At 53.2% G+C, this 23,791-nt stretch carries 20 protein-coding genes; 17 read left to right on the top strand and 3 right to left on the bottom strand.

Annotated features, from left to right (window positions below; all coding sequences use genetic code 11):
- Window positions 1-28: 28 nt before the first annotated feature.
- From BZK41_RS07500 to BZK41_RS07490, 3 genes are all read left to right on the top strand, one after another.
- The gene (locus BZK41_RS07500) at window positions 29-523 is read left to right on the top strand and encodes a YfbU family protein (protein WP_003028086.1); all 495 of its coding nucleotides are present in this window, start codon (window positions 29-31) and stop codon (window positions 521-523) included.
- Entirely contained in the window at window positions 516-1,193 is a 678-nt protein-coding gene (locus BZK41_RS07495; protein WP_008785348.1) for a sugar phosphatase, read from the top strand. Before BZK41_RS07500 ends, BZK41_RS07495 begins: the two co-directional genes overlap by 8 nt.
- A gap of 77 nt (window positions 1,194-1,270) precedes the next feature.
- Window positions 1,271-3,103, top strand: a complete 1,833-nt coding sequence (locus BZK41_RS07490; RefSeq protein ID WP_079937713.1) for an SLC13 family permease — start codon at window positions 1,271-1,273, stop codon at window positions 3,101-3,103.
- A 63-nt stretch (window positions 3,104-3,166) separates the two neighbouring features.
- Here BZK41_RS07490 and yfbR read toward each other — a convergent pair whose 3' ends face one another.
- Entirely contained in the window at window positions 3,167-3,766 is a 600-nt protein-coding gene (gene yfbR, locus BZK41_RS07485) for a 5'-deoxynucleotidase (protein ID WP_003028083.1), read from the bottom strand.
- Between the two features lie 83 nt (window positions 3,767-3,849).
- Window positions 3,850-5,067, bottom strand: coding sequence for an alanine transaminase AlaA (gene alaA / locus BZK41_RS07480; protein WP_079937712.1), 1,218 nt, complete (start codon window positions 5,065-5,067; stop codon window positions 3,850-3,852).
- A gap of 926 nt (window positions 5,068-5,993) precedes the next feature.
- Here alaA and lrhA point away from each other — a divergent pair.
- The 14 genes from lrhA to nuoN all read left to right on the top strand — a co-directional run bounded on the left by lrhA (window position 5,994) and on the right by nuoN (window position 22,692).
- Complete coding sequence (gene lrhA / locus BZK41_RS07475) at window positions 5,994-6,932, top strand: transcriptional regulator LrhA (protein ID WP_079937711.1); 939 nt, start codon at window positions 5,994-5,996, stop codon at window positions 6,930-6,932.
- Window positions 6,933-7,559: 627 nt separating this feature from the next.
- A complete protein-coding gene (nuoA, locus tag BZK41_RS07470; RefSeq protein ID WP_003028077.1) occupies window positions 7,560-8,003 on the top strand; it encodes an NADH-quinone oxidoreductase subunit NuoA in 444 nt (147 codons plus the stop codon).
- 15 nt (window positions 8,004-8,018) lie between these two features.
- Window positions 8,019-8,681 (top strand): NADH-quinone oxidoreductase subunit NuoB, encoded by a 663-nt coding sequence (gene nuoB / locus BZK41_RS07465; protein ID WP_003028075.1) that lies wholly within the window; start codon window positions 8,019-8,021, stop codon window positions 8,679-8,681.
- 85 nt (window positions 8,682-8,766) lie between these two features.
- Window positions 8,767-10,569: an NADH-quinone oxidoreductase subunit C/D gene (gene nuoC / locus BZK41_RS07460; protein WP_003834757.1), complete on the top strand. Its 1,803-nt coding sequence runs from the start codon at window positions 8,767-8,769 to the stop codon at window positions 10,567-10,569.
- 2 nt (window positions 10,570-10,571) lie between these two features.
- Window positions 10,572-11,072 (top strand): NADH-quinone oxidoreductase subunit NuoE, encoded by a 501-nt coding sequence (gene nuoE, locus BZK41_RS07455; RefSeq protein ID WP_003028069.1) that lies wholly within the window; start codon window positions 10,572-10,574, stop codon window positions 11,070-11,072.
- On the top strand, window positions 11,069-12,406 hold the full coding sequence (nuoF, locus tag BZK41_RS07450) for an NADH-quinone oxidoreductase subunit NuoF (protein ID WP_003839356.1): 1,338 nt from the start codon (window positions 11,069-11,071) through the stop codon (window positions 12,404-12,406). Before nuoE ends, nuoF begins: the two co-directional genes overlap by 4 nt.
- Before the next feature lie 80 nt (window positions 12,407-12,486).
- The gene (nuoG, locus tag BZK41_RS07445; RefSeq protein WP_079937729.1) at window positions 12,487-15,213 is read left to right on the top strand and encodes an NADH-quinone oxidoreductase subunit NuoG; all 2,727 of its coding nucleotides are present in this window, start codon (window positions 12,487-12,489) and stop codon (window positions 15,211-15,213) included.
- A complete protein-coding gene (gene nuoH, locus BZK41_RS07440) occupies window positions 15,210-16,187 on the top strand; it encodes an NADH-quinone oxidoreductase subunit NuoH (RefSeq protein ID WP_003028063.1) in 978 nt (325 codons plus the stop codon). Before nuoG ends, nuoH begins: the two co-directional genes overlap by 4 nt.
- A 14-nt stretch (window positions 16,188-16,201) precedes the next feature.
- Window positions 16,202-16,744, top strand: coding sequence for an NADH-quinone oxidoreductase subunit NuoI (gene nuoI / locus BZK41_RS07435; protein ID WP_005129470.1), 543 nt, complete (start codon window positions 16,202-16,204; stop codon window positions 16,742-16,744).
- An 11-nt stretch (window positions 16,745-16,755) separates the two neighbouring features.
- A complete protein-coding gene (gene nuoJ / locus BZK41_RS07430) occupies window positions 16,756-17,310 on the top strand; it encodes an NADH-quinone oxidoreductase subunit J (RefSeq protein WP_016153833.1) in 555 nt (184 codons plus the stop codon).
- The gene (gene nuoK, locus BZK41_RS07425; RefSeq protein ID WP_000612644.1) at window positions 17,307-17,609 is read left to right on the top strand and encodes an NADH-quinone oxidoreductase subunit NuoK; all 303 of its coding nucleotides are present in this window, start codon (window positions 17,307-17,309) and stop codon (window positions 17,607-17,609) included. Before nuoJ ends, nuoK begins: the two co-directional genes overlap by 4 nt.
- Window positions 17,606-19,447, top strand: coding sequence for an NADH-quinone oxidoreductase subunit L (gene nuoL, locus BZK41_RS07420; protein WP_079937710.1), 1,842 nt, complete (start codon window positions 17,606-17,608; stop codon window positions 19,445-19,447). Before nuoK ends, nuoL begins: the two co-directional genes overlap by 4 nt.
- Before the next feature lie 251 nt (window positions 19,448-19,698).
- A complete protein-coding gene (nuoM, locus tag BZK41_RS07415; protein ID WP_003027692.1) occupies window positions 19,699-21,228 on the top strand; it encodes an NADH-quinone oxidoreductase subunit M in 1,530 nt (509 codons plus the stop codon).
- A 6-nt stretch (window positions 21,229-21,234) separates the two neighbouring features.
- Window positions 21,235-22,692 carry an NADH-quinone oxidoreductase subunit NuoN gene (nuoN, locus tag BZK41_RS07410; RefSeq protein WP_003027689.1) on the top strand — a complete coding sequence of 486 codons (1,458 nt, stop codon included), beginning with the start codon at window positions 21,235-21,237 and terminating at the stop codon, window positions 22,690-22,692.
- Window positions 22,693-22,750: 58 nt separating this feature from the next.
- Here nuoN and BZK41_RS07405 read toward each other — a convergent pair whose 3' ends face one another.
- On the bottom strand, window positions 22,751-23,755 hold the full coding sequence (locus BZK41_RS07405; RefSeq protein WP_079937709.1) for a chemotaxis protein: 1,005 nt from the start codon (window positions 23,753-23,755) through the stop codon (window positions 22,751-22,753).
- Window positions 23,756-23,791: the final 36 nt, after the last annotated feature.

Genomic DNA, 23,791 nt, shown 5'->3' with positions numbered 1-23,791 from the left:
CGCAGTAGTAGTGATACAGGAGTCCCAAATGGAAATGACCAACGCTCAACGTCTGATTTTGTCGAATCAGTACAAAATGATGACTATGCTCGATCCAACTAACGCCGAGCGTTATCGTCGTTTGCAGACGATTATTGAACGCGGTTATGGCTTGCAGATGCGTGAGCTGGATCGTGAGTTTGGTGAGCTGACGGAAGAAACCTGTCGTACGATTATCGATATTATGGAGATGTATCACGCATTACATGTGTCCTGGACTAATCTTAAGGATGCACAGGCTATTGATGAGCGTCGCGTGACCTTCCTCGGTTTTGACGCCGCAACGGAAGCCCGTTTCCTCGGGTACGTTCGTTTTATGGTCAATGTGGAAGGACGTTACACCCACTTTGATGCGGGTACACATGGCTTCAACGCCCAGACCCCGATGTGGGAAAAATATCAGCGCATGCTGAATGTTTGGCACTCTTGCCCGCGTCAGTATCACCTGAGCGCGAATGAAATTAACCAAATCATTAATGCCTGAGGGGGCGAGCGTGCAGTGCAAAGGTTTTCTGTTTGATCTGGATGGAACGCTGGTCGATTCCTTACCCGCAGTAGAGCGTGCGTGGTGCAACTGGGCCGATCGCTTCGGCCTCGATCACGCCGAGGTACTCGGCTTTATTCATGGCAAGCAGGCCATTACCTCCCTGCGACACTTTATGGTGGGCAAATCTGAGGCAGAGATCGCCGCAGAGTTTACCCGTCTGGAGCAGATCGAAGCGACGGAAACCGCCGGGATCACCGCGCTGCCGGGGGCAGTTGATTTACTCAACCATCTCAATAAAGCGGGTATCCCATGGGCGATTGTGACCTCCGGCTCCATGCCGGTCGCACGGGCGCGCCATCGTGTTGCTGGGCTTCCTGCTCCTGAAGTGTTTGTCACCGCCGAGCGGGTAAAAAGAGGGAAACCAGAACCAGACGCGTATCTGTTAGGCGCTCAGCTTCTGGGCCTGGCACCGCAGGAATGTGCAGTGGTGGAAGATGCCCCCGCCGGGGTGCTCTCAGGACTGGCGGCTGGGTGTCATGTCATCGCGGTTAACGCGCCAGCGGATACGCCGCGTCTGGACGAGGTGGATTTTTCGCTGACCAGTCTGGAACATATTTCTGTGACCAAACAACCCAACGGAAATGTGGTCGTTATAAGAAATACCTGATCATGATTTAGCCCCAGATTGTTGGGGCTTTTTTATGGCAGAATCAGTCCATCCCTCTCATTTAACAAGGATATGTTGTGAACGGTGAATTGATATGGGTTCTCTCATTGCTGGCGATTGCCGTCGTCTTGTTTGCAACTGGCAGAGTGCGTATGGACGCGGTCGCTTTGCTGGTCATTATTGCTTTTGTTCTGAGTGGAACATTGAGCATCACAGAGGCTTTTTCCGGGTTCAGCGATCCTAACGTTATTTTGATAGCGGCTTTATTCATTATCGGCGACGGCCTGGTGCGTACCGGGGTGGCGACGGTAATGGGCGCCTGGCTGGTGAAGGTGGCTGGCAGCAGTGAAGTGAAAATGCTGGTGTTGCTGATGATAACCGTAGCCGGACTCGGTGCATTCATGAGTTCGACCGGTGTGGTCGCCATCTTTATTCCGGTTGTCTTAAGCGTTTCCATGCGCATGGAAATTTCCCCTTCACGCCTGATGATGCCACTGAGCTTTGCCGGATTAATAAGCGGCATGATGACGCTGGTGGCAACGCCGCCGAACCTGGTTGTCAACAGTGAACTATTACGTGAAGGGCTTAATGGTTTTAGCTTTTTTAGCGTAACCCCATTGGGACTGGTGGTGTTGGTGCTCGGCATAATTTATATGCTGCTGATGCGTTTTATGCTGAAAGGCGAAGACTCCAGGCAGTCGGGAGACGGCTGGAAGCGCCGGACCTTTCGCGATCTGATTAAAGAATATCGCCTGACAGGGCGCGCCCGTCGCCTGGCGATTCGCCCGGGTTCTCCCATGATTGGCCAACGCCTGGATGACCTGAAATTGCGTGAGCGCTACGGGGCAAACGTGATTGGCGTTGAACGCTGGCGGCGTTTTCGCCGTGTGATAGTCGACGTAAACGGGGTTTCTGAGTTTCGCGCCCGTGATGTGTTGCTGATTGATATGTCCGCGGCCGACGTTGACCTGCGTGAATTTTGCAGCGAGCAACTGCTGGAGCCGATGGTTCTGCGCGGTGAATACTTCTCCGAGCAAGCGCTTGATGTGGGTATGGCCGAGATTTCATTGATCCCTGAATCGGAATTGATCGGCAAAACGGTACGGGAAATCGCTTTTCGTACGCGTTACGGGCTGAATGTCGTCGGAGTAAAGCGTGATGGTGCGGCGCTGGCCGGGGCGGTCGTCAATGAGCCGCTGCTGATGGGCGATATTATTCTGGTGGTGGGTAACTGGAAGCTCATCACGCTGCTGGGACAAAAAGGACGCGATTTTGTGGTGCTGAACATGCCCGTGGAAGTCAGTGAAGCATCTCCGGCGCACAGCCAGGCACCGCATGCGATTTTCTGTCTGGTGTTGATGGTCGCGTTAATGCTCACTGATGAAATCCCTAATACGGTTGCCGCGATTATCGCCTGTTTGCTGATGGGAAAATTCCGCTGCATCGATGCCGAAAGCGCCTATAAAGCCATTCACTGGCCAAGTATTATTTTGATTGTCGGAATGATGCCCTTTGCGTTGGCATTACAGAAAACGGGCGGTGTTGATCTGGTGGTTAAAGGGTTAATGGACGTTGGTGGTGGGTACGGCCCGTATATGATGCTGGGCTGTCTGTTCGTGCTGTGCGCGACCATTGGGTTATTTATCTCTAACACCGCGACGGCGGTACTGATGGCGCCGATTGCGCTGGCGGCGGCAAAGTCGATGGGCGTTTCGCCGTATCCTTTTGCTATGGTGATTGCGATGGCGGCTTCCGCCGCCTTTATGACGCCAGTTTCTTCACCGGTAAACACACTGGTACTCGGGCCGGGTAACTACAGCTTTAGCGATTTCGTAAAAATTGGCGTGCCGTTTACCATCATTGTGATGGTGGTGTGCGTGGTGATGATCCCGATGCTGTTTCCGTTTTGATTTTTATGTGCCGGATGGCGGTTAACGCCTTATCCGGCCTATAAAGGCAACGTCGTCGCAAACTTACAATGGAGAATCCTGACTGATTTCATCTAATGAGAGGTGAAAACTCGGGACGAACACGTCCATAAAGTAGTCCATCTCTTCGCTACGTCGTGACTCCAGCGTTTTTTCCAGACGCGTTTTTGCCAGCAAAAATTCGTTGTTACCGGCGGAGAGTTCTTCCAGGCACTTCAGATACGCGCACAGGGCATCGGCCTGTTTAACAATCGATCTTTCTTCTTCACTTAAGGCATGTTCATCAATGAGCGGTGCAAAAATATCGCGCAGCTCATCGGGAACCATATCGACCAGTTTTTGCTGGGCAATTTTCTCTATCGCTTTATATTCCTGAGCAATCTGCGAGTTGAAATATTTCACTGGGGTAGGGAGATCGCCGGTTAACACCTCTGACGCATCGTGATACATCGCCAGCAGGGCAATACGCTCAGCATTAACCTGACCACCAAATTTACGGTTTTTAATTGCGGCCAGTGCATGGGCAACCATGGCAACCTGCAGACTGTGTTCGGACACGTTTTCGGTGCGCACGTTGCGCATCAGCGGCCAGCGGTTAATGAGTTTCAGACGGGAGAGGTGGGCAAAAAAGTGGCTCTGCTTCATAACGACCCTTACTCAGTGACTTCAGTAACGGTATTTTGCGCAGAGAGTGCTACCGGATGCAAACCCGGTAGCACTTTGCGTGGTTACTGCTGGCGATACCCTGACAGGAAACGCTCAAATTTACTCAGCGACATTTCGATATCATCAATACGCGGCAGCGTGACGATGCGGAAATGATCCGGCCACGGCCAGTTGAATGCCGTTCCCTGAACCAGCAGAACTTTTTCCTGCAACAGGAAGTCGAGCACCATCTTCTGGTCGTCATGTATGTTGAAGCGCTTGGCATCAATTTTCGGGAACATATACAGCGCACCGCGCGGTTTTACGCAAGAGACGCCGGGGATGTCATTGAGCAGCTCCCAGGCGCGGTTGCGTTGTTCATAAAGACGCCCGCCAGGCATGATGAATTCGCTGATGCTCTGGTACCCGCCCAGTGCGGTTTGAATGGCATGTTGTGCCGGGACGTTGGCACACAGGCGCATAGAAGCCAGCATTTCAAGGCCTTCGATATACCCTTTGGCATGTTTCTTCGGTCCGTTCAGCACCATCCAGCCCTGACGGAAACCGGCAACACGATAGGTTTTTGACAGGCCGTTAAAGGTAATAGTCAGCAGGTCCGGGGCCATTGCCGCAATCGAGTGGTGCTCGGCGTCATCATAAAGAATTTTGTCGTATATCTCGTCCGCAAAGATGATGAGATTGTTCTGGCGAGCAATCTCAACAATCTCCATCAGCAGCTCTTTAGAATACACCGCGCCAGTTGGGTTGTTGGGGTTGATGATGACGATCCCACGCGTACGTGGGGTGATTTTGGCGCGGATATCATCAAGGTCCGGGAACCAGTCTGACGATTCATCACACAGGTAGTGCACGGCATTACCACCAGAGAGCGAAACCGCCGCCGTCCACAGGGGATAATCAGGTGCAGGAACCAGCATTTCGTCCCCACTGTTTAGCAATGCCTGCATGGCCTGCACAATCAATTCGGATACGCCGTTACCGATATAGATATCTTCCACGGTTACGTCGCGCATCCCACGGGCCTGGTAATGCTGCATGATTGCTTTGCGGGCTGAATAAAGGCCTTTGGAATCGCAATATCCTTGCGCAGTTGGCAAATTGCGGATCACATCCACCAAAATTTCATCTGGTGCTTCAAACCCGAAAGGCGCAGGGTTGCCGATGTTCAGTTTCAGAACTTTGTTGCCTTCTTCTTCCAGGCGCTTTGCTTCCTTCAGAACCGGGCCGCGAATGTCATAACAGACGTTTTCTAATTTGCTGGATTTTTCAATGGGGGACATGAACGTTGACCTTTTTAGCTGTGAATGCCACTCCCTGCCGTGGAAGTCAGCCCAGCACAATGTACTCCCACGACGGTTAGTTTTGAAGGGTCTTTAGTAGAAGATTTCGGAAAGCAGGAGGATTATAATTAACTGTTAATAACTATATTGTGTGTCATTTACAGAATAATAGTCTGGATTATTGTGTTATTTGTGATTTATGTTTTGCTTTGTTAGCGTGGGTATGGTGATTTGTCTGGTTGAAAAAAGTTAGTTCTATAAAACAAAAGGCAGTTGATATCCGTGCGGTACGCGCGATTCGAAAATACTGAGGTTTCATCCACGAATTCTGTTATCGGTCTGATCCCTACGTGATGTCGTGTGAATCCATTGTTAAGTATAATTAATGAATTGAGGGATTCTTAATTAATTATTATTTATTATTTAAACGACATCAAATTGAGTGGGCCAATAATAGGAAAACCGTTGCACTGACATAACACCAATTTGCCCGGAATTATTCGCGATAACACTTATAAATATAGTGGTTTTAGGTTAAGATAACTCCTATGAAATGGTGTGTAGTACGAAATTTACGATAATTCAAATGTTTGTTGGTTGTTCCTAACATACTGAAAAGTTAGTTTTTAATGTGTAAATTATTGTTCGTTAACTTTTTTTTAAATTTACAAAATTTACATGTTTCCCATTAGTCAGAATCATCCAGCAGCTAAAAATACGGCTCTTTCTCGTTGCTATATTCCGATGAATATCACGGGTATTAAAATAGCTCAGAAAGAGAATTGTTTCGTTTGTTAAACCAAATACATCCTTATTTTCACTTGGTTACACTAAGCGAAACTGGAGGGAGGCACATTACAAATGGAGTTGTTTGATTCTGAATGCACAGCATTAACCCGGTATGACCCGCGAGTAAGTGAAAAACTATGATAAATGCAAATCGTCCGATAATTAACCTCGACCTCGATCTGCTGAGAACCTTTGTTGCTGTTGCCGACCTGAATACCTTCGCGGCTGCGGCAGCTGCGGTATGTCGAACTCAGTCTGCGGTAAGTCAGCAAATGCAGCGCCTTGAACAACTTGTGGGGAAAGAGTTGTTCGCGCGCCATGGACGCAACAAACTGCTGACCGAACATGGTATCCAGCTGTTGGGTTACGCCAGGAAAATATTGCGATTTAATGATGAGGCATGCTCATCATTGATGTTTAACAATCTTCAGGGGGTGTTAACTATCGGTGCTTCTGATGAATCCGCCGACACCATACTCCCATTTCTGCTTAACCGCATTAGTTCGGTATATCCGAAACTTGCGCTTGATGTAAGAGTGAAACGCAATGCCTACATGGTGGAGATGCTTAAGTCGCAAGAAGTGGATTTAGTGGTCACCACTAATCGCCCTGGCGATTTTGAATGCCTGAATTTGCGGACTTCACCGACGCACTGGTATTGCGCAGCCGAGTATATCCTGCAAAAAGGCGAACCGGTGCCGTTAGTTCTGCTGGACGATCCCAGCCCGTTTCGCGATATCGTGCTGGCGACGTTGAATGCCGCACAGATCCCGTGGCGTCTGGCTTATGTCGCTTCAACGTTGCCTGCGGTCCGCGCGGCGGTAAAAGCAGGGCTGGGCGTTACTGCCCGTCCTGTCGAAATGATGAGCCCAGATTTACGCGTACTGGGTGCGACAGACGGATTGCCACCTCTGCCTGATACCGAGTATCTGCTGTGCAGCGATCCGGCCACGCAAAATGAATTAGCTCAGGTTATCTTTAAGTCGATGCAGACATATCAAAATCCTTGGCAATACAATCAGTTTACCCCTGAAGGGGGAGATGACTCGCTGATTGTTGAAGGCGACTTTGAGTAAAGCGTCACAAAAAAACGTTTTAAAATGTAAGTGTAAAAAAGAGCCACTGATGATGAAAAAACATCCAGCGGCTCTTTTTTTATGCAAATATTACTGCTTTCTGTTCATTCATGTACTAAAACTTAACAAAATCAGCAGGTAAAAAAACAGACTGACAATGGGGTGAAAAATAATCAGCTGAGCTGCTAAATGTTTCCATGTTAAAAAACTAGAGAAATTGTTGCTGTTTTTTATGGTGAATTAACAAAAGCGTGTCACAGATCAAGAAAATACTCCCATTTAGGGGGAGGCATCTGGGTGAATTCCTGTCAAAATAGACGTGTATTATCTTTTTTACTTCACTACGGACACGATTCAACAACATTAAAAATGACCGATGATGCAATCGAAATAGGTCTAAAGAGCACTTTATGTTAATGAAGTTGGAACAGTGTAAAATAATGTGAGGAAACTTTTGTTAAAGTTGACAAAAGGTTATAGAAAGGAGTAAAAAACCCCATCAATTAGCTGTATAAAATGATTTTTCACAGTGATTGTAAGGTTTTTTTTATTCCTCCCCATGAATCGATGTGGCGTTCATCTGCCGAAAAGAGCAGAGAATTTGGCGCTACTTTTGATGAGTAAGCAATGAGTATGTCAACATCCACTGAAATCATCGCTCATCACTGGGCATTCGCTATCTTTCTTATCGTTGCCATTGGCCTGTGCTGCCTGATGCTCGTCGGCGGCTGGTTTTTAGGGGGTCGCGCACGCGCGAGATCTAAAAACGTGCCGTTTGAATCAGGTATCGACTCGGTCGGCACCGCCCGCCTGCGCCTGTCTGCCAAGTTTTATCTGGTAGCCATGTTCTTCGTTATCTTCGACGTTGAAGCGCTGTATCTGTTCGCATGGTCAACTTCTATCCGTGAAAGCGGCTGGATTGGCTTTGTGGAAGCTGCAATTTTTATTTTTGTGTTACTGGCAGGTCTGGTTTATCTGGTGCGTATTGGCGCGCTGGACTGGACGCCCGCGCGTTCACGCCGCGAGCGTATGAACCCGGAAACGAACAGTATCGCTAATCGTCAACGCTAACCGCGAGGCATTAAGATGGATTATACGCTCACCCGCATAGATCCTAACGGTGAGAACGACCGTTACCCCCTGCAAAAACAGGAGATCGTAACCGACCCCCTGGAGCAAGAAGTTAACAAAAACGTGTTCATGGGCAAACTGCATGACATGGTTAACTGGGGCCGTAAAAACTCAATTTGGCCATATAACTTTGGCCTTTCCTGCTGCTACGTTGAGATGGTGACCTCGTTTACCGCCGTGCATGATGTGGCCCGTTTTGGTGCGGAAGTACTGCGTGCATCGCCGCGTCAGGCTGACCTGATGGTCGTAGCCGGAACCTGCTTTACCAAAATGGCGCCAGTTATTCAGCGTCTCTACGATCAGATGCTGGAACCGAAATGGGTTATTTCCATGGGCGCGTGCGCCAACTCTGGCGGTATGTACGACATCTATTCTGTGGTGCAGGGCGTTGATAAATTTATTCCGGTCGATGTGTACATCCCGGGATGTCCGCCGCGCCCAGAAGCGTATATGCAGGCTCTGATGCTGCTGCAAGATTCCATTGGCAAAGAACGCCGTCCGCTCTCCTGGGTGGTTGGCGATCAGGGCGTTTATCGCGCCAATATGCAGTCAGAACGCGAGCGTAAACGCGGCGAACGTATTGCTGTAACGAATCTTCGTACACCAGACGAGATTTAATTTGCGCCTGTCGGCAGCAGCACTTCCTTCGCTTATCACTACATAAATAGCGCGAAGCACTGCCGACCACCACGGACCATTTGCAATGGTGAACAATATGACCGACTTAACCGCGCAAGACGCTGTATGGCAAACACGGGATCACCTTGATGACCCGGTCATTGGCGAACTGCGCAACCGTTTTGGGCCGGACGCCTTTACCGTTCAGGCGACTCGCACCGGGGTACCCGTTGTTTGGGTCAAGCGTGAACAATTACTGGAAGTTGGCGATTTCTTAAAGAGACTGCCGAAACCTTACGTCATGCTGTTTGACTTACACGGCATGGACGAACGTCTGCGTACGCACCGCGAAGGGTTACCTGCCGCGGATTTTTCCGTTTTCTATCACCTGATCTCCATTGAACGCAATCGCGATATCATGCTCAAGGTGGCTTTGTCTGAAAACGATCTGCGCGTACCGACTTTCACCAAACTGTTCCCGAACGCTAACTGGTATGAGCGTGAAACCTGGGAAATGTTTGGCATCGATATCGAAGGTCACCCGCACCTGACGCGTCTGCTGATGCCGCATACCTGGGAAGGCCATCCGCTGCGTAAAGACTACCCGGCGCGTGCGACCGAATTCGATCCGTTTGAGCTGACTAAAGCCAAACAGGATCTGGAAATGGAAGCGCTGACCTTCAAACCAGAAGATTGGGGTATGAAGCGTAGTACCGAAAACGAGGACTTCATGTTCCTCAACCTCGGTCCTAACCACCCGTCTTCTCACGGCGCTTTCCGTATTGTGCTGCAGCTTGATGGCGAAGAAATCGTCGACTGCGTACCTGACATCGGCTACCACCACCGTGGCGCTGAAAAGATGGGTGAACGTCAGTCCTGGCACAGCTACATTCCGTATACCGATCGTATTGAGTACCTCGGCGGCTGCGTAAACGAAATGCCTTACGTACTGGCCGTTGAGAAACTGGCTGGTATCACCACGCCGGATCGCGTCAACGTGATTCGCGTGATGTTATCTGAACTGTTCCGTATCAACAGCCACCTGCTGTACATCTCCACGTTCATTCAGGACGTCGGCGCGATGACCCCGGTATTCTTCGCCTTTACCGACCGTCAGAAAATCTATGACGTGGTGGAAGCGATCACCGGTTTCCGTATGCACCCGGCCTGGTTCCGTATCGGCGGTGTGGCACACGATCTGCCGCGCGGTTGGGACAAGCTGCTGCGTGATTTCCTCGACTGGATGCCAAAACGTCTGGATTCTTACGAGAAAGCCGCACTGCGTAACACCATCCTGAAAGGCCGTTCGCAGGGCGTTGCCGCTTACGGTAAGAAAGAAGCGCTGGACTGGGGTTGTACCGGTGCTGCGTTGCGCGCGACCGGTATTGATTTCGACGTGCGTAAAGCGCGTCCGTACTCTGGCTACGAAAACTTTGACTTTGAAGTCCCGGTTGGCGGCGGTGTTTCTGACTGCTATACCCGCGTGATGCTGAAAGTTGAAGAGCTGCGCCAGAGTCTGCGCATCCTTGAGCAGTGCCTCAATAACATGCCGGAAGGCCCGTTCAAAGCGGATCACCCGCTGACGACGCCGCCGCCGAAAGAGCGCACGCTGCAACATATCGAAACCCTTATCACCCACTTCCTGCAGGTTTCGTGGGGTCCGGTTATGCCGGCAAACGAGTCCTTCCAGATGGTGGAAGCGACCAAGGGTATCAACAGTTACTACCTGACCAGCGATGGCAGCACCATGAGTTACCGTACCCGTATCCGTACCCCGAGCTATGCGCACCTGCAGCAGATCCCGGTAGCGGTACGTGGCAGCCTGGTGTCCGACTTAATCGTCCATCTGGGTAGTATCGATTTTGTTATGTCAGATGTGGACCGCTAATTATGCACGAGAATCAACAACCACAAACCGAGGCTTTTGAGCTGAGTGCGGCTGAGCGTGAAGCGATTGAGCACGAAAAGCACCACTACGAAGACCCGCGTGCGGCGTCCATTGAAGCGCTGAAAATCGTTCAGAAACAGCGTGGCTGGGTGCCGGATGGAGCGATCTATGCGATCGCTGATGTGCTGGGTATTCCGGCAAGCGACGTAGAAGGTGTTGCTACGTTTTATAGCCAGATCTTCCGCCAGCCGGTAGGTCGCCACGTCATCCGCTATTGCGACAGCGTGGTGTGCCATATCAACGGCTACCAGGGGATCCAGGCCGCGCTTGAGAAAAAACTCAACATCAAGCCGGGGCAGACGACCTTTGATGGTCGCTTTACGCTGCTGCCGACCTGTTGCCTGGGGAACTGCGATAAAGGGCCAAACATGATGATCGATGAGGATACTCACGCTCACCTGACCCCGGAAGGCATTCCCGAACTGTTGGAGCGGTATAAATGAAAGACATTATCCGTACTCCCGAAACCCATCCGCTGACCTGGCGTCTGCGTGATGACAAACAGCCGGTCTGGCTGGACGAATACCGTAGCAAGAACGGCTACGAAGGTGCGCGTAAGGCCCTGACCGGACTGTCACCGGACGAAATCGTTAATCAGGTAAAAGACGCTGGCCTGAAAGGGCGTGGCGGCGCGGGCTTTTCCACCGGTCTGAAGTGGAGCCTGATGCCGAAAGACGAATCCATGAACATCCGTTACCTGCTGTGTAACGCCGATGAAATGGAACCGGGCACCTATAAAGACCGTCTGCTGATGGAACAACTGCCGCACCTGCTGGTGGAAGGCATGCTGATCTCCGCATTTGCGCTGAAAGCGTACCGTGGTTACATCTTCCTGCGCGGTGAATATATCGAAGCGGCCGTGCATCTGCGCCGTGCGATTGCCGAAGCAACCGAAGCCGGTCTGCTTGGCAAAAACATCATGGGCACCGGTTTCGACTTCGAACTGTTTGTCCACACCGGGGCAGGGCGTTACATCTGCGGTGAAGAAACCGCACTGATCAACTCCCTCGAAGGTCGCCGTGCTAACCCACGTTCCAAGCCGCCGTTCCCGGCAAGCTCTGGCGCATGGGGTAAGCCGACCTGCGTAAACAACGTCGAAACGCTGTGTAACGTACCGGCTATCCTCGCGAACGGCGTGGAGTGGTACCAGAACATTTCGAAGAGCAAAGACGCGGGCACCAAGCTGATGGGCTTCTCCGGTCGTGTGAAGAATCCTGGCCTGTGGGAACTGCCTTTCGGCACTACCGCGCGTGAGATCCTCGAAGATTACGCGGGCGGCATGCGCGATGGCCTGAAGTTCAAAGCCTGGCAGCCTGGCGGCGCGGGTACTGACTTCCTGACCGAGGCGCACCTTGACCTGCCAATGGAATTCGAAAGCATCGGTAAAGCAGGCAGCCGTCTGGGTACCGCGCTGGCCATGGCTGTCGATCACGAGATCGGCATGGTTCCTCTGGTGCGTAACCTTGAAGAGTTCTTTGCCCGCGAGTCCTGTGGCTGGTGTACGCCGTGCCGTGACGGTCTGCCGTGGAGTGTGAAAATTCTGCGCGCGCTGGAGCGTGGCGAAGGCCAGCCTGGGGATATCGAGACACTTGAGCAACTGTGTCGTTTCCTCGGCCCGGGTAAAACCTTCTGTGCACACGCACCGGGTGCAGTGGAACCGCTGCAGAGCGCCATTAAATATTTCCGCGAAGAATTCGAAGCTGGCATCAAGCAGACCTTCAGCAATACCCATGCGATTGGCGGTATTCAGCCGAACCTGTTGAAAGAGCGCTGGTGATTACAGGGTTAGTCCTGTGTCGCGATAAGAAATTCGATTAACGCTCGGTTACGACCGAGCCAACTGGAAGCATGCTGACTATGGCTACGATTCATGTAGACGGCAAAGAATATGAGGTCAACGGAGCGGACAACCTGCTGGAAGCTTGTCTGTCTCTTGGCCTCGATATTCCGTACTTTTGCTGGCACCCGGCGCTGGGAAGCGTCGGTGCTTGCCGCCAGTGTGCGGTGAAGCAATATCAAAACGCGGAAGACACGCGTGGTCGCCTGGTGATGTCTTGTATGACACCGGCTACCGAAGGTACCTTTATTTCTATTGATGACGAAGAAGCGAAGCAGTTCCGTGAAAGCGTCGTGGAGTGGTTGATGACTAACCACCCGCACGACTGTCCGGTCTGTGAAGAGGGCGGCAACTGCCACCTGCAGGATATGACCGTCATGACCGGTCACAGCTTCCGTCGCTACCGCTTCACGAAGCGTACTCACCGTAACCAGGACCTGGGGCCGTTCATCTCTCACGAAATGAACCGCTGCATCGCCTGCTATCGCTGCGTACGTTACTACAAAGATTACGCCGATGGCGCGGATCTGGGCGTCTATGGCGCACATGACAACGTCTACTTCGGTCGTCCGGAAGACGGTACGCTCGAAAGCGAGTTCTCCGGTAACCTGGTAGAAATTTGCCCAACCGGTGTCTTCACCGATAAAACGCACTCCGAGCGTTATAACCGTAAATGGGACATGCAGTTTGCGCCGAGCATCTGCCAGCAGTGTTCCATCGGCTGTAACACCAGCCCGGGCGAGCGCTACGGTGAACTGCGTCGTATCGAAAACCGTTATAACGGTACCGTTAACCACTACTTCCTCTGCGACCGTGGTCGTTTTGGCTATGGTTACGTGAACCTGAAAGACCGTCCGCGTCAGCCGGTACAGCGTCGTGGCGATGACCTGATCACGCTGAACGCCGAGCAGGCGATGCAGGGCGCGGCCGATATTCTGCGTCAGTCGAAGAAAGTGATTGGTATCGGCTCCCCGCGCGCCAGCGTTGAAAGCAACTTCGCGCTGCGTGAACTGGTCGGTGCGGATAACTTCTATACCGGTATCGCCCAGGGCGAGCAGGAACGTCTGCAACTGGCACTGAGCGTGCTGCGTGACGGCGGGATTCATACTCCGGCTCTACGCGAAATCGAATCTTATGATGCGGTTCTGGTGCTGGGCGAAGATGTCACCCAGACCGGCGCACGCGTTGCGCTGGCAGTGCGTCAGGCGGTGAAAGGCAAAGCGCGTGAAATGGCGGCGGCACAGAAAGTGGCTGACTGGCAGATCGCAGCAATCCTTAACATCGGCCAGCGTGCTAAGCACCCGCTGTTCGTTACCAACGTCGATAACACCCGTCTGGATGACATCGCCGCATGGACCTATCGTGCACCGGTTGAAGATCAGGCGCGCTTAGGTTTCGCTATCGCTCATGCGCTGGATAACAACGCACCGGCGGTTGACGGTATCGACCGTGACCTGCAAAACAAAATTGACGTTATCGTTCAGGCACTGGCCGGGGCGAAGAAACCACTGATTATTTCCGGCACCAACGCCGGTAGCGCCGAAGTGATTCAGGCGGCTGCCAACGTGGCGAAAGCGCTGAAAGGCCGTGGCGCAGATGTCGGCATCACCATGATTGCTCGCTCTGTTAACAGCATGGGCCTGGGTATGATTGGCGGTGGTTCCCTTGACGATGCGCTGACCGAGCTGGAAACAGGTCGTGCTGACGCCGTTGTAGTACTGGAAAATGATCTGCACCGCCATGCTTCAGCAACGCGTGTGAACGCCGCGCTGGCGAAAGCGCCGCTGGTACTGGTCATTGACCATCAGCGTACGGCAATTATGGAAAACGCCCATTTGGTGCTTTCCGCCGCAAGCTTCGCCGAAAGCGATGGTACGGTGATTAACAACGAAGGCCGCGCCCAGCGTTTCTTCCAGGTTTATGATCCGTCCTACTACGACAGCAACACTATCATGCTGGAAAGCTGGCGCTGGCTGCACTCGCTGCACAGCACCGTGCAGAGCCGTGAAGTGGACTGGACGCAGCTCGACCACGTTATCGACGCGGTCGTTGAGAAGTTGCCGCAGCTGGCGGGTATCAAAGATGCTGCGCCGGACGCAACCTTCCGTATCCGTGGACAGAAACTGGCACGTGAACCGCACCGCTACAGCGGTCGTACCGCTATGCGCGCCAACATCAGCGTACACGAACCGCGCCAGCCGCAGGACAAAGACACCATGTTCGCCTTCTCTATGGAAGGGAACAACCAACCGTCTGCGCCGCGTTCACAAATTCCGTTTGCCTGGGCTCCAGGCTGGAACTCTCCACAGGCGTGGAACAAGTTCCAGGATGAAGTGGGCGGAAAACTGCGCCATGGCGATCCGGGCGTGCGCCTGATCGAAGCTTCTGCGGATGGTATGGATTACTTCACTACCGTTCCGGCGAGCTTCCAGGCTCAGGATGGTCAGTGGCGTATCGCGCCGTACTACCATCTGTTTGGCAGTGACGAAATGTCCCAGCGTGCGCCGGTCTTCCAGACCCGTATGCCGCAGCCGTACATCAAACTCAACCCGGCTGATGCCGCGAAGTTGGGTGTTAATGCCGGTACGCGCGTTTCTTTCAGCTACGATGGCAACACGGTTACATTGCCGGTTGAAATCGCCGAAGGATTAACGGCAGGGCAGGTTGGTTTGCCGATGGGTATGCCTGGCATCGCGCCGGTTCTGGCTGGTGCGCGTCTTGAGGATCTGCAGGAGGCACAACAATGAGTTGGATTACACCCGATCTGATTGAGATCCTGCTGAGCATTCTCAAAGCGGTCGTGATCCTGCTGGTGGTGGTCACCTGCGGGGCATTCATGAGCTTTGGCGAACGTCGTCTGCTGGGTCTGTTCCAGAACCGTTACGGACCGAACCGTGTTGGCTGGGGCGGTTCGCTCCAGCTGGTTGCGGACATGATCAAGATGTTCTTTAAAGAAGACTGGATCCCGAAATTCTCGGATCGCGTCATCTTTACCCTGGCACCGATGATCGCCTTTACCTCGCTGCTGTTGGCTTTCGCCATTGTGCCGGTGAGTCCGAACTGGGTGGTTGCTGACCTGAACATCGGGATCCTGTTCTTCCTGATGATGGCGGGCCTCGCGGTATACGCGGTGCTGTTCGCCGGCTGGTCCAGTAACAACAAATACTCTCTGCTCGGTGCGATGCGTGCTTCTGCGCAGACGCTGAGCTATGAAGTGTTCCTCGGACTTTCCCTGATGGGCGTGGTGGCGCAGGCCGGTTCATTTAACATGACCGACATCGTCAACAACCAGGCTGATATCTGGAACGTTATTCCGCAGTTCTTTGGTTTTGTCACCTTTGCCATCGCGGGCGTGGCGGTGTGCCACCGTCACCCGTTTGACCAGCCAGAAGCCGAGCAGGAACTGGCCGACGGTTACCACATTGAATATTCCGGTATGAAATTCGGTCTGTTCTTCGTGGGTGAGTACATCGGTATCGTCACCATTTCTGCACTGATGGTTACCCTGTTCTTCGGTGGCTGGCATGGCCCGTTCTTACCGCCATTCGTCTGGTTCGCGCTGAAAACCGCGTTCTTCATGATGATGTTCATTTTGATTCGTGCGTCGTTACCGCGTCCTCGTTATGACCAGGTGATGTCCTTCGGCTGGAAAGTCTGTCTGCCGCTGACGCTCGTCAACTTGCTGGTAACGGCGGCTGTCATTCTCTGGCAGGCGCAATAAGGGACACAAAGACCATGACCTTAAAAGAATTGTTAGTAGGCTTCGGCACCCAAGTACGTAGTATCTGGATGATCGGCCTGCATGCGTTCGCGAAACGCGAAACGCAGATGTACCCGGAAGAGCCGGTCTATCTACCGCCCCGTTTTCGTGGTCGTATCGTTCTGACTCGTGATCCAGACGGTGAAGAACGCTGCGTTGCCTGTAACCTGTGTGCGGTAGCGTGTCCGGTAGGCTGTATCTCTCTGCAAAAAGCAGAGACCAAAGATGGCCGCTGGTATCCGGAGTTTTTCCGCATTAACTTCTCACGCTGCATTTTCTGCGGCCTGTGCGAAGAAGCCTGTCCGACTACGGCTATTCAGCTGACTCCAGATTTCGAGCTGGGTGAGTACAAGCGCCAGGACCTGGTTTACGAGAAAGAGGATCTGCTGATCTCCGGTCCGGGCAAATACCCGGAATATAACTTCTACCGGATGGCAGGTATGGCAATCGACGGCAAAGATAAGGGCGAAGCAGAGAACGAAGCTAAGCCTATCGACGTCAAGAGCCTGTTACCGTAAGGAGAGGGGCAATGGAGTTCGCTTTTTATATCTGTGGCCTGATAGCCATTCTCGCAACCTTGCGGGTGATCACCCACACCAATCCGGTACACGCGTTGCTGTACCTGATTATTTCGCTGCTGGCGATTTCTGGGGTGTTCTTCTCGTTAGGCGCTTACTTCGCCGGTGCGCTGGAAATTATCGTCTACGCGGGCGCCATCATGGTGCTGTTCGTGTTCGTGGTCATGATGCTCAACCTTGGTGGTTCTGAAATTGAGCAGGAACGCCAGTGGCTGAAACCGCAGGTGTGGATTGGTCCGGCGATTCTGTCGGCTATCATGCTGGCGGTTATTGTTTACGCCATTCTGGGCGTTAACGATCAGGGCATCGACGGCACGCCAATTAGCGCGAAAGCGGTCGGTATTTCCCTGTTCGGACCGTATGTACTGGCGGTTGAACTGGCTTCGATGCTGCTGTTGGCGGGTCTGGTTGTGGCCTTCCATGTGGGGCGCGAAGAGCGTTCTGGTGAAGTGCTGAGCAATCGCACCGATGACCGCGCGAAAAGAAAAACGGAGGAGCACGCATGATCCCCTTACAACATGGACTGATCCTCGCTGCGATCTTATTCGTGCTGGGCTTAACCGGTCTGGTTATCCGCCGCAATCTGCTGTTTATGCTGATCGGACTGGAAATCATGATTAACGCCTCTGCGCTGGCCTTTGTGGTCGCCGGAAGCTACTGGGGCCAGACCGATGGTCAGGTGATGTATATTCTCGCCATCAGCCTTGCGGCTGCCGAAGCGAGCATTGGGCTTGCGCTGTTGCTGCAACTTCATCGCCGTCGCCAGAACCTGAACATCGATTCAGTAAGTGAGATGCGTGGATGAACATGCTTGCCTTAACCATTATTCTGCCATTTATTGGCTTTGTATTACTGGCGTTTTCTCGTGGTCGTTGGTCAGAAAATCTGTCCGCTACCGTGGGTGTCGGGTCGATCGGTCTGGCCGCGTTGGTGACTGCGTTTGTTGGTGTTGATTTCTTTGCCAATGGCCAGCAGGCTTACAGCCAGCCGTTGTGGACGTGGATGTCAGTCGGCGATTTCAACATCGGTTTTAACCTGGTGCTGGACGGCCTGTCGCTGACCATGCTCTCCGTGGTGACCGGCGTGGGTTTCCTGATCCACATGTTCGCCTCCTGGTATATGCGCGGAGAAGAGGGCTATTCTCGTTTCTTCGCCTACACCAACCTGTTTATCGCCAGCATGGTGGTTCTGGTGCTGGCGGATAACCTGCTGCTGATGTACCTCGGCTGGGAAGGCGTGGGCCTGTGCTCCTATCTGCTGATTGGTTTCTACTACGCCGATCCGAAGAATGGCGCTGCGGCAATGAAAGCCTTCGTTGTTACCCGCGTTGGTGACGTATTCCTGGCGTTCGCGCTGTTCATCCTCTACAACGAGCTGGGCACGCTGAACTTCCGCGAAATGGTGGAACTGGCGCCTGCGCACTTTGCAGACGGTAACAACATGCTGATGTGGGCAACCCTGATGCTGCTGGGCGGTGCGGTTGGTAAATCTGCACAGCTGCCGTTGCAGACCTGGCTTGCTGATGCGATGGCCGGCCCGACGCCTGTCTCCGCGTTGATCCACGCCGCGACGATGGTTACCGCCGGTGTCTACCTGATTGCACGTACGCACGGCCTGTTCCTGATGACGCCTGAAATCCTGCACCTGGTGGGGATTATCGGTGCCGTCACTCTGGTACTGGCGGGTTTTGCTGCGCTGGTACAGACCGACATCAAACGCGTTCTTGCGTACTCCACCATGAGCCAGATTGGTTATATGTTCCTGGCTCTCGGCGTACAAGCGTGGGATGCGGCTATTTTCCACCTGATGACGCACGCCTTCTTTAAAGCGCTGCTGTTCCTGGCATCCGGCTCGGTTATCCTGGCTTGCCACCACGAACAGAACATCTTCAAGATGGGCGGGCTGCGTAAGTCAATTCCGCTGGTGTATCTCTGCTTCCTGATCGGTGGCGCGGCGCTGTCAGCTCTGCCGCTGATTACCGCTGGCTTCTTCAGTAAGGATGAGATTCTGGCCGGTGCAATGGCGAATGGTCATATTAATTTGATGGTTGCAGGTCTGGTCGGTGCGTTCATGACCTCTCTGTACACCTTCCGTATGATTTTCATCGTGTTCCACGGTAAAGAACAAATTCACGCTCACGCAGGGAAGGGAATTACCCATCATCTGCCGCTGATTGTGCTGATGATCCTGTCCACCTTCGTTGGCGCGCTGATTGTGCCGCCGCTGCAGGGTGTACTGCCTGCAACGACCGAGCTTGAGCATGGTCGCGTCATGACGCTGGAAATTACCTCCGGTATCGTAGCGATTGCGGGCATCCTGATCGCAGCATGGCTGTGGCTGGGTAAACGCACGCTGGTGACGTCGATTGCGAACAGTGCGCCGGGCCGCCTGCTGGGTACCTGGTGGTATAACGCCTGGGGCTTCGACTGGCTGTACGACAAAGTGTTCGTCAAGCCGTTCCTGGGTGTTGCCTGGTTGCTGAAACGCGATCCGCTCAACTCAATGATGAACATTCCGGCGATCCTTTCCCGCTTTGCAGGTAAAGGCCTGCTGTTGAGCGAGAACGGTTATCTGCGCTGGTATGTCGCATCAATGAGCATCGGCGCAGTCGTTGTGCTGGCACTGTTGATGGTACTGCGTTGAGTTTGTTGGCTGGATGAATGATTGCCGGATGGCGCTTCGCTTATCCGGCCTACAAACCCAAAAATAATTTTTAGAATTCGTTGAAAATCTGTTCCTGAAGTACAGGCGTCATCGGCGAAGTCAGACCGAATACCGCCAGCGCAGAGCAACCGGAGCGTACTGAAGTACGTGAGGATTGCGAGCACTGCCGGGATTTGGGCTGACGAGTGAGATAGCCTGAGCAGGAGTAAATATAAGGGACATACTTAGCTATGTTATTACCCTGGTTGATATTAATCCCCTTTATCGGTGGCTTCCTTTGCTGGCAGACCGAACGCTTTGGCGTGAAGGTGCCGCGTTGGATAGCGCTGATTACCATGGGACTGACGCTGGCGCTTGGCCTGCAACTGTGGTTGCAGGGCGGCTATTCACTGACGCAATCCGCTGGCATTCCGCAGTGGCAGTCTGAATTTGTCCTGCCGTGGATCCCACGTTTTGGCATCTCTATTCATCTGGCTATCGATGGTCTGTCGCTGCTGATGGTAGTGCTGACCGGTCTGCTCGGTGTTCTGGCGGTACTTTGCTCCTGGAATGAAATCGAAAAATACCAGGGCTTCTTCCATCTGAACCTGATGTGGATCTTAGGCGGCGTGATCGGCGTGTTCCTTGCCATCGACATGTTCCTGTTCTTCTTCTTCTGGGAAATGATGCTGGTGCCGATGTACTTCCTGATCGCGTTGTGGGGGCATAAAGCCTCTGACGGTAAAACGCGTATCACGGCGGCGACCAAGTTCTTCATTTATACCCAGGCGAGTGGTCTGGTGATGTTGATTGCCATCCTGGCGCTGGTGTTTGTGCACTATAAAGCGACCGGCGTGTGGACCTTCAACTATGAAGAGCTGCTAAATACCCCGATGTCCCACGGTGTGGAATATCTGCTGATGCTGGGCTTCTTCATCGCTTTTGCGGTGAAAATGCCGGTGGTTCCGCTGCACGGCTGGTTGCCGGATGCCCACTCCCAGGCACCGACGGCAGGTTCCGTTGACCTGGCGGGGATCTTGCTGAAAACCGCGGCTTACGGTCTGCTGCGCTTCTCTCTGCCGCTGTTCCCGAACGCGTCGGCTGAGTTTGCACCTATCGCAATGTGGCTGGGCGTTATCGGTATCTTCTACGGCGCGTGGATGGCCTTTAATCAGTACGATATCAAACGTCTGATCGCTTACACCTCCGTATCGCACATGGGCTTCGTACTGATTGCTATCTACACTGGCAGCCAGCTGGCGTACCAGGGTGCTGTTATCCAGATGATTGCGCACGGTCTGTCCGCAGCCGGTCTGTTCATTCTGTGTGGTCAGCTGTACGAACGTCTGCACACGCGTGATATGCGTATGATGGGCGGCCTGTGGGGCAAAATGAAATGGTTGCCTGCGCTGTCGATGTTCTTCGCAGTGTGTACGCTGGGTATGCCGGGTACAGGTAACTTCGTTGGCGAATTTATGATTCTGTTCGGCAGCTACCAGGTGGTTCCGGTCATTACCGTGATCTCGACCTTTGGTCTGGTGTTTGCCTCTGTTTACTCGCTGGCGATGCTGCATCGCGCTTACTTCGGTAAAGCGAAGAGCCAGATTGCCAGTGTTGAACTGCCAGGGATGTCGCTGCGTGAGCTGTTTATCATCCTGTTGCTGGTCGTGCTTCTGGTACTGCTTGGCTTCTATCCGCAGCCGATTCTGGATACCTCGCATTCTGCGATGAGCAACATCCAGCAGTGGTTTGTTAATTCCGTTACTACTACAAGGCCGTAAATCGCCATGACAATAACTCCACAACACCTGATTGCGCTGCTACCGCTGCTGATCGTCGGCTTGACGGTGGTGGTTGTGATGCTCTCCATTGCGTGGCGACGCAATCACTTCCTCAATGCCACGCTGTCGGTCATTGGGCTTAACGCCGCGCTGGTTTCGCTCTGGTTTGTTGGCCAGGCGGGCGCCATGGACGTCACCCCGCTGATGCGGGTTGACGGTTTCGCCATGCTCTACACCGGGCTGGTGCTGCTGGCGAGTCTTGCCACCTGTACCTTCGCTTACCCGTGGCTGGAAGGCTACGACGACAACCGGGAAGAGTTCTACCTGTTGGTGCTGATTGCCGCACTCGGCGGTATTCTGCTGGCTAACGCTAACCATCTGGCGGCGCTGTTCCTTGGTATTGAGCTGATCTCTCTGCCGCTGTTTGGTCTGGTTGGCTATGCGTTCCGTCAGAAACGTTCGCTGGAAGCCAGTATCAAATACACCATTCTGTCTGCCGCAGCGTCTTCTTTCCTGCTGTTCGGTATGGCGCTGGTGTACGCGCAGTCTGGTAATCTGTCGTTTGTTGCGCTCGGTAAGAGCCTCGGCGACGGCATGCTGCACGAACCGCTGCTGCTGGCGGGCTTCGGTCTGATGATTGTTGGCCTTGGCTTTAAACTTTCGCTGGTTCCGTTCCACCTGTGGACCCCAGACGTATACCAGGGGGCTCCTGCTCCGGTTTCCACCTTCCTGGCGACGGCGAGCAAAATCGCTATCTTCGGCGTGGTGATGCGTCTGTTCCTGTACGCACCGGTAGGGGATAGCGAAGCGGTACGTATCGTACTGGGCGTGATTGCCTTTGCTTCCATCATCTTTGGTAACCTGATGGCGCTGAGCCAGACCAACATTAAACGTCTGCTCGGTTACTCTTCTATCTCTCACCTCGGTTACCTGCTGGTGGCGCTGATTGCCCTGCAGAGCGGCGAGATGTCGATGGAAGCGGTTGGCGTTTACCTGGCCGGTTACCTGTTCAGCAGCCTCGGCGCGTTCGGTGTGGTTAGCCTGATGTCCAGCCCGTATCGCGGTCCGGATGCAGACTCTCTGTTCTCCTACCGTGGTCTGTTCTGGCATCGTCCGATCCTCGCGGCAGTGATGACGGTGATGATGCTGTCTCTGGCAGGTATCCCGATGACGCTGGGCTTTATCGGCAAGTTCTACGTACTGGCCGTCGGTGTGCAGGCCAATCTGTGGTGGTTGGTTGCCGCGGTGGTGGTCGGTTCGGCGATTGGTTTGTACTACTACCTGCGTGTTGCCGTGAGCCTGTACCTGAGCGCACCGCAACAGCTGAACCGTGATGCGCCGTCTAACTGGCAGTACAGCGCGGGCGGTATCGTAGTGCTGATTTCTGCTCTGCTGGTACTGGTGCTGGGTATTTACCCGCAACCGCTGATCAGCATTGTGCAGTTAGCGACTCCGCTGATGTAAACGAAATGCAGAAACGAAAAAACCCGCCTTGGCGGGTTTTTTTATGCGTGAAATACGATCAGTTTAATAGCTGACGGCTCACCAGCGGACCGCTGATGCCTTTCGCTGTGCGATCCATCACTTCCTGGATCACTGAAGAAAGCTCATTGACTTCGAATTTGGCCACGTAGCCATCCGCTTTTACTCGACGAACGTGATCTTCGTTCGCGCTACCGGAAAGTGAAGAGTGGATAACGACCGGGATCTTCTTCAGGCGTTCGTCGGTTTTTATTTTACGGGTAAGCGTAAAACCGTCCATCTCCGGCATTTCGAGATCGGTGAGTACCAGGGCGATCTTCTCGCTGATAGGCTTGCCCTCCGCCAGCGCTTCTGCGGAAAGCTGCTGTATTTTTTCCCACGCATCCTGGCCCGTTACATGCATCAGATGCGGGATCTCCATGGCGTTAAGCCCTTTTTCCAGCATCGCTCGGGCCACTTTGGAATCATCTGCCACAATCGCCACCGCACCCGGCGTGATGTTGAATTTATTGGTTTTAAGATCGGTTGCGCGCAGGTCGTGGTTCGCCGGTACGATATCGTACAGGATCTGCTCAACGTCGAGCACCAGCGCCAGGTTGTTGGTCTCTTTGTTGTCGTCCAGGCAAGCGATACTGGTGATATAGCGACCATTGACGGCTTTCTCGGCGGTATGCACCTGTTGCCAGTCCAGGCGCATAATGTTTTCCACTGACTCCACCGCAAAAGCCTGGACGCTGCGGGCATATTCTGTGATCAACAGGATGTTGAGTCCGGTCTCTGGCTTACAGCCCGCGACGGCGGGTAGGTCAATCACCGGGATCACCTGATCGCGAATATTAACCATACCCAGTAACGGGGCCTTCATACCCGCCGGACGCGTAAAGGTCGGCATCGGCACGATTTCACGCAGCTTGAATACGTTGATGCCAAACAGCTCTGATTTCTGCTCCTCGACGGATCTGCCGAGGCGAAACAGCAGCAGTTCAAAACGGTTAGACAGGGTTAGGTTTGTCCTGTCATCAATATCTTTCTGGAAATTGTTCATCCTGTCCTCAGTGTGAAAGCCAGCCTTTCTACTGTT

This window comes from Citrobacter sp. A316 (assembly GCF_002042945.1).
In the GTDB taxonomy this organism is placed as follows: Bacteria; Pseudomonadota; Gammaproteobacteria; order Enterobacterales; family Enterobacteriaceae; genus Citrobacter; species Citrobacter portucalensis.
This window is presented reverse-complemented; position numbering and strand designations above follow the sequence as displayed.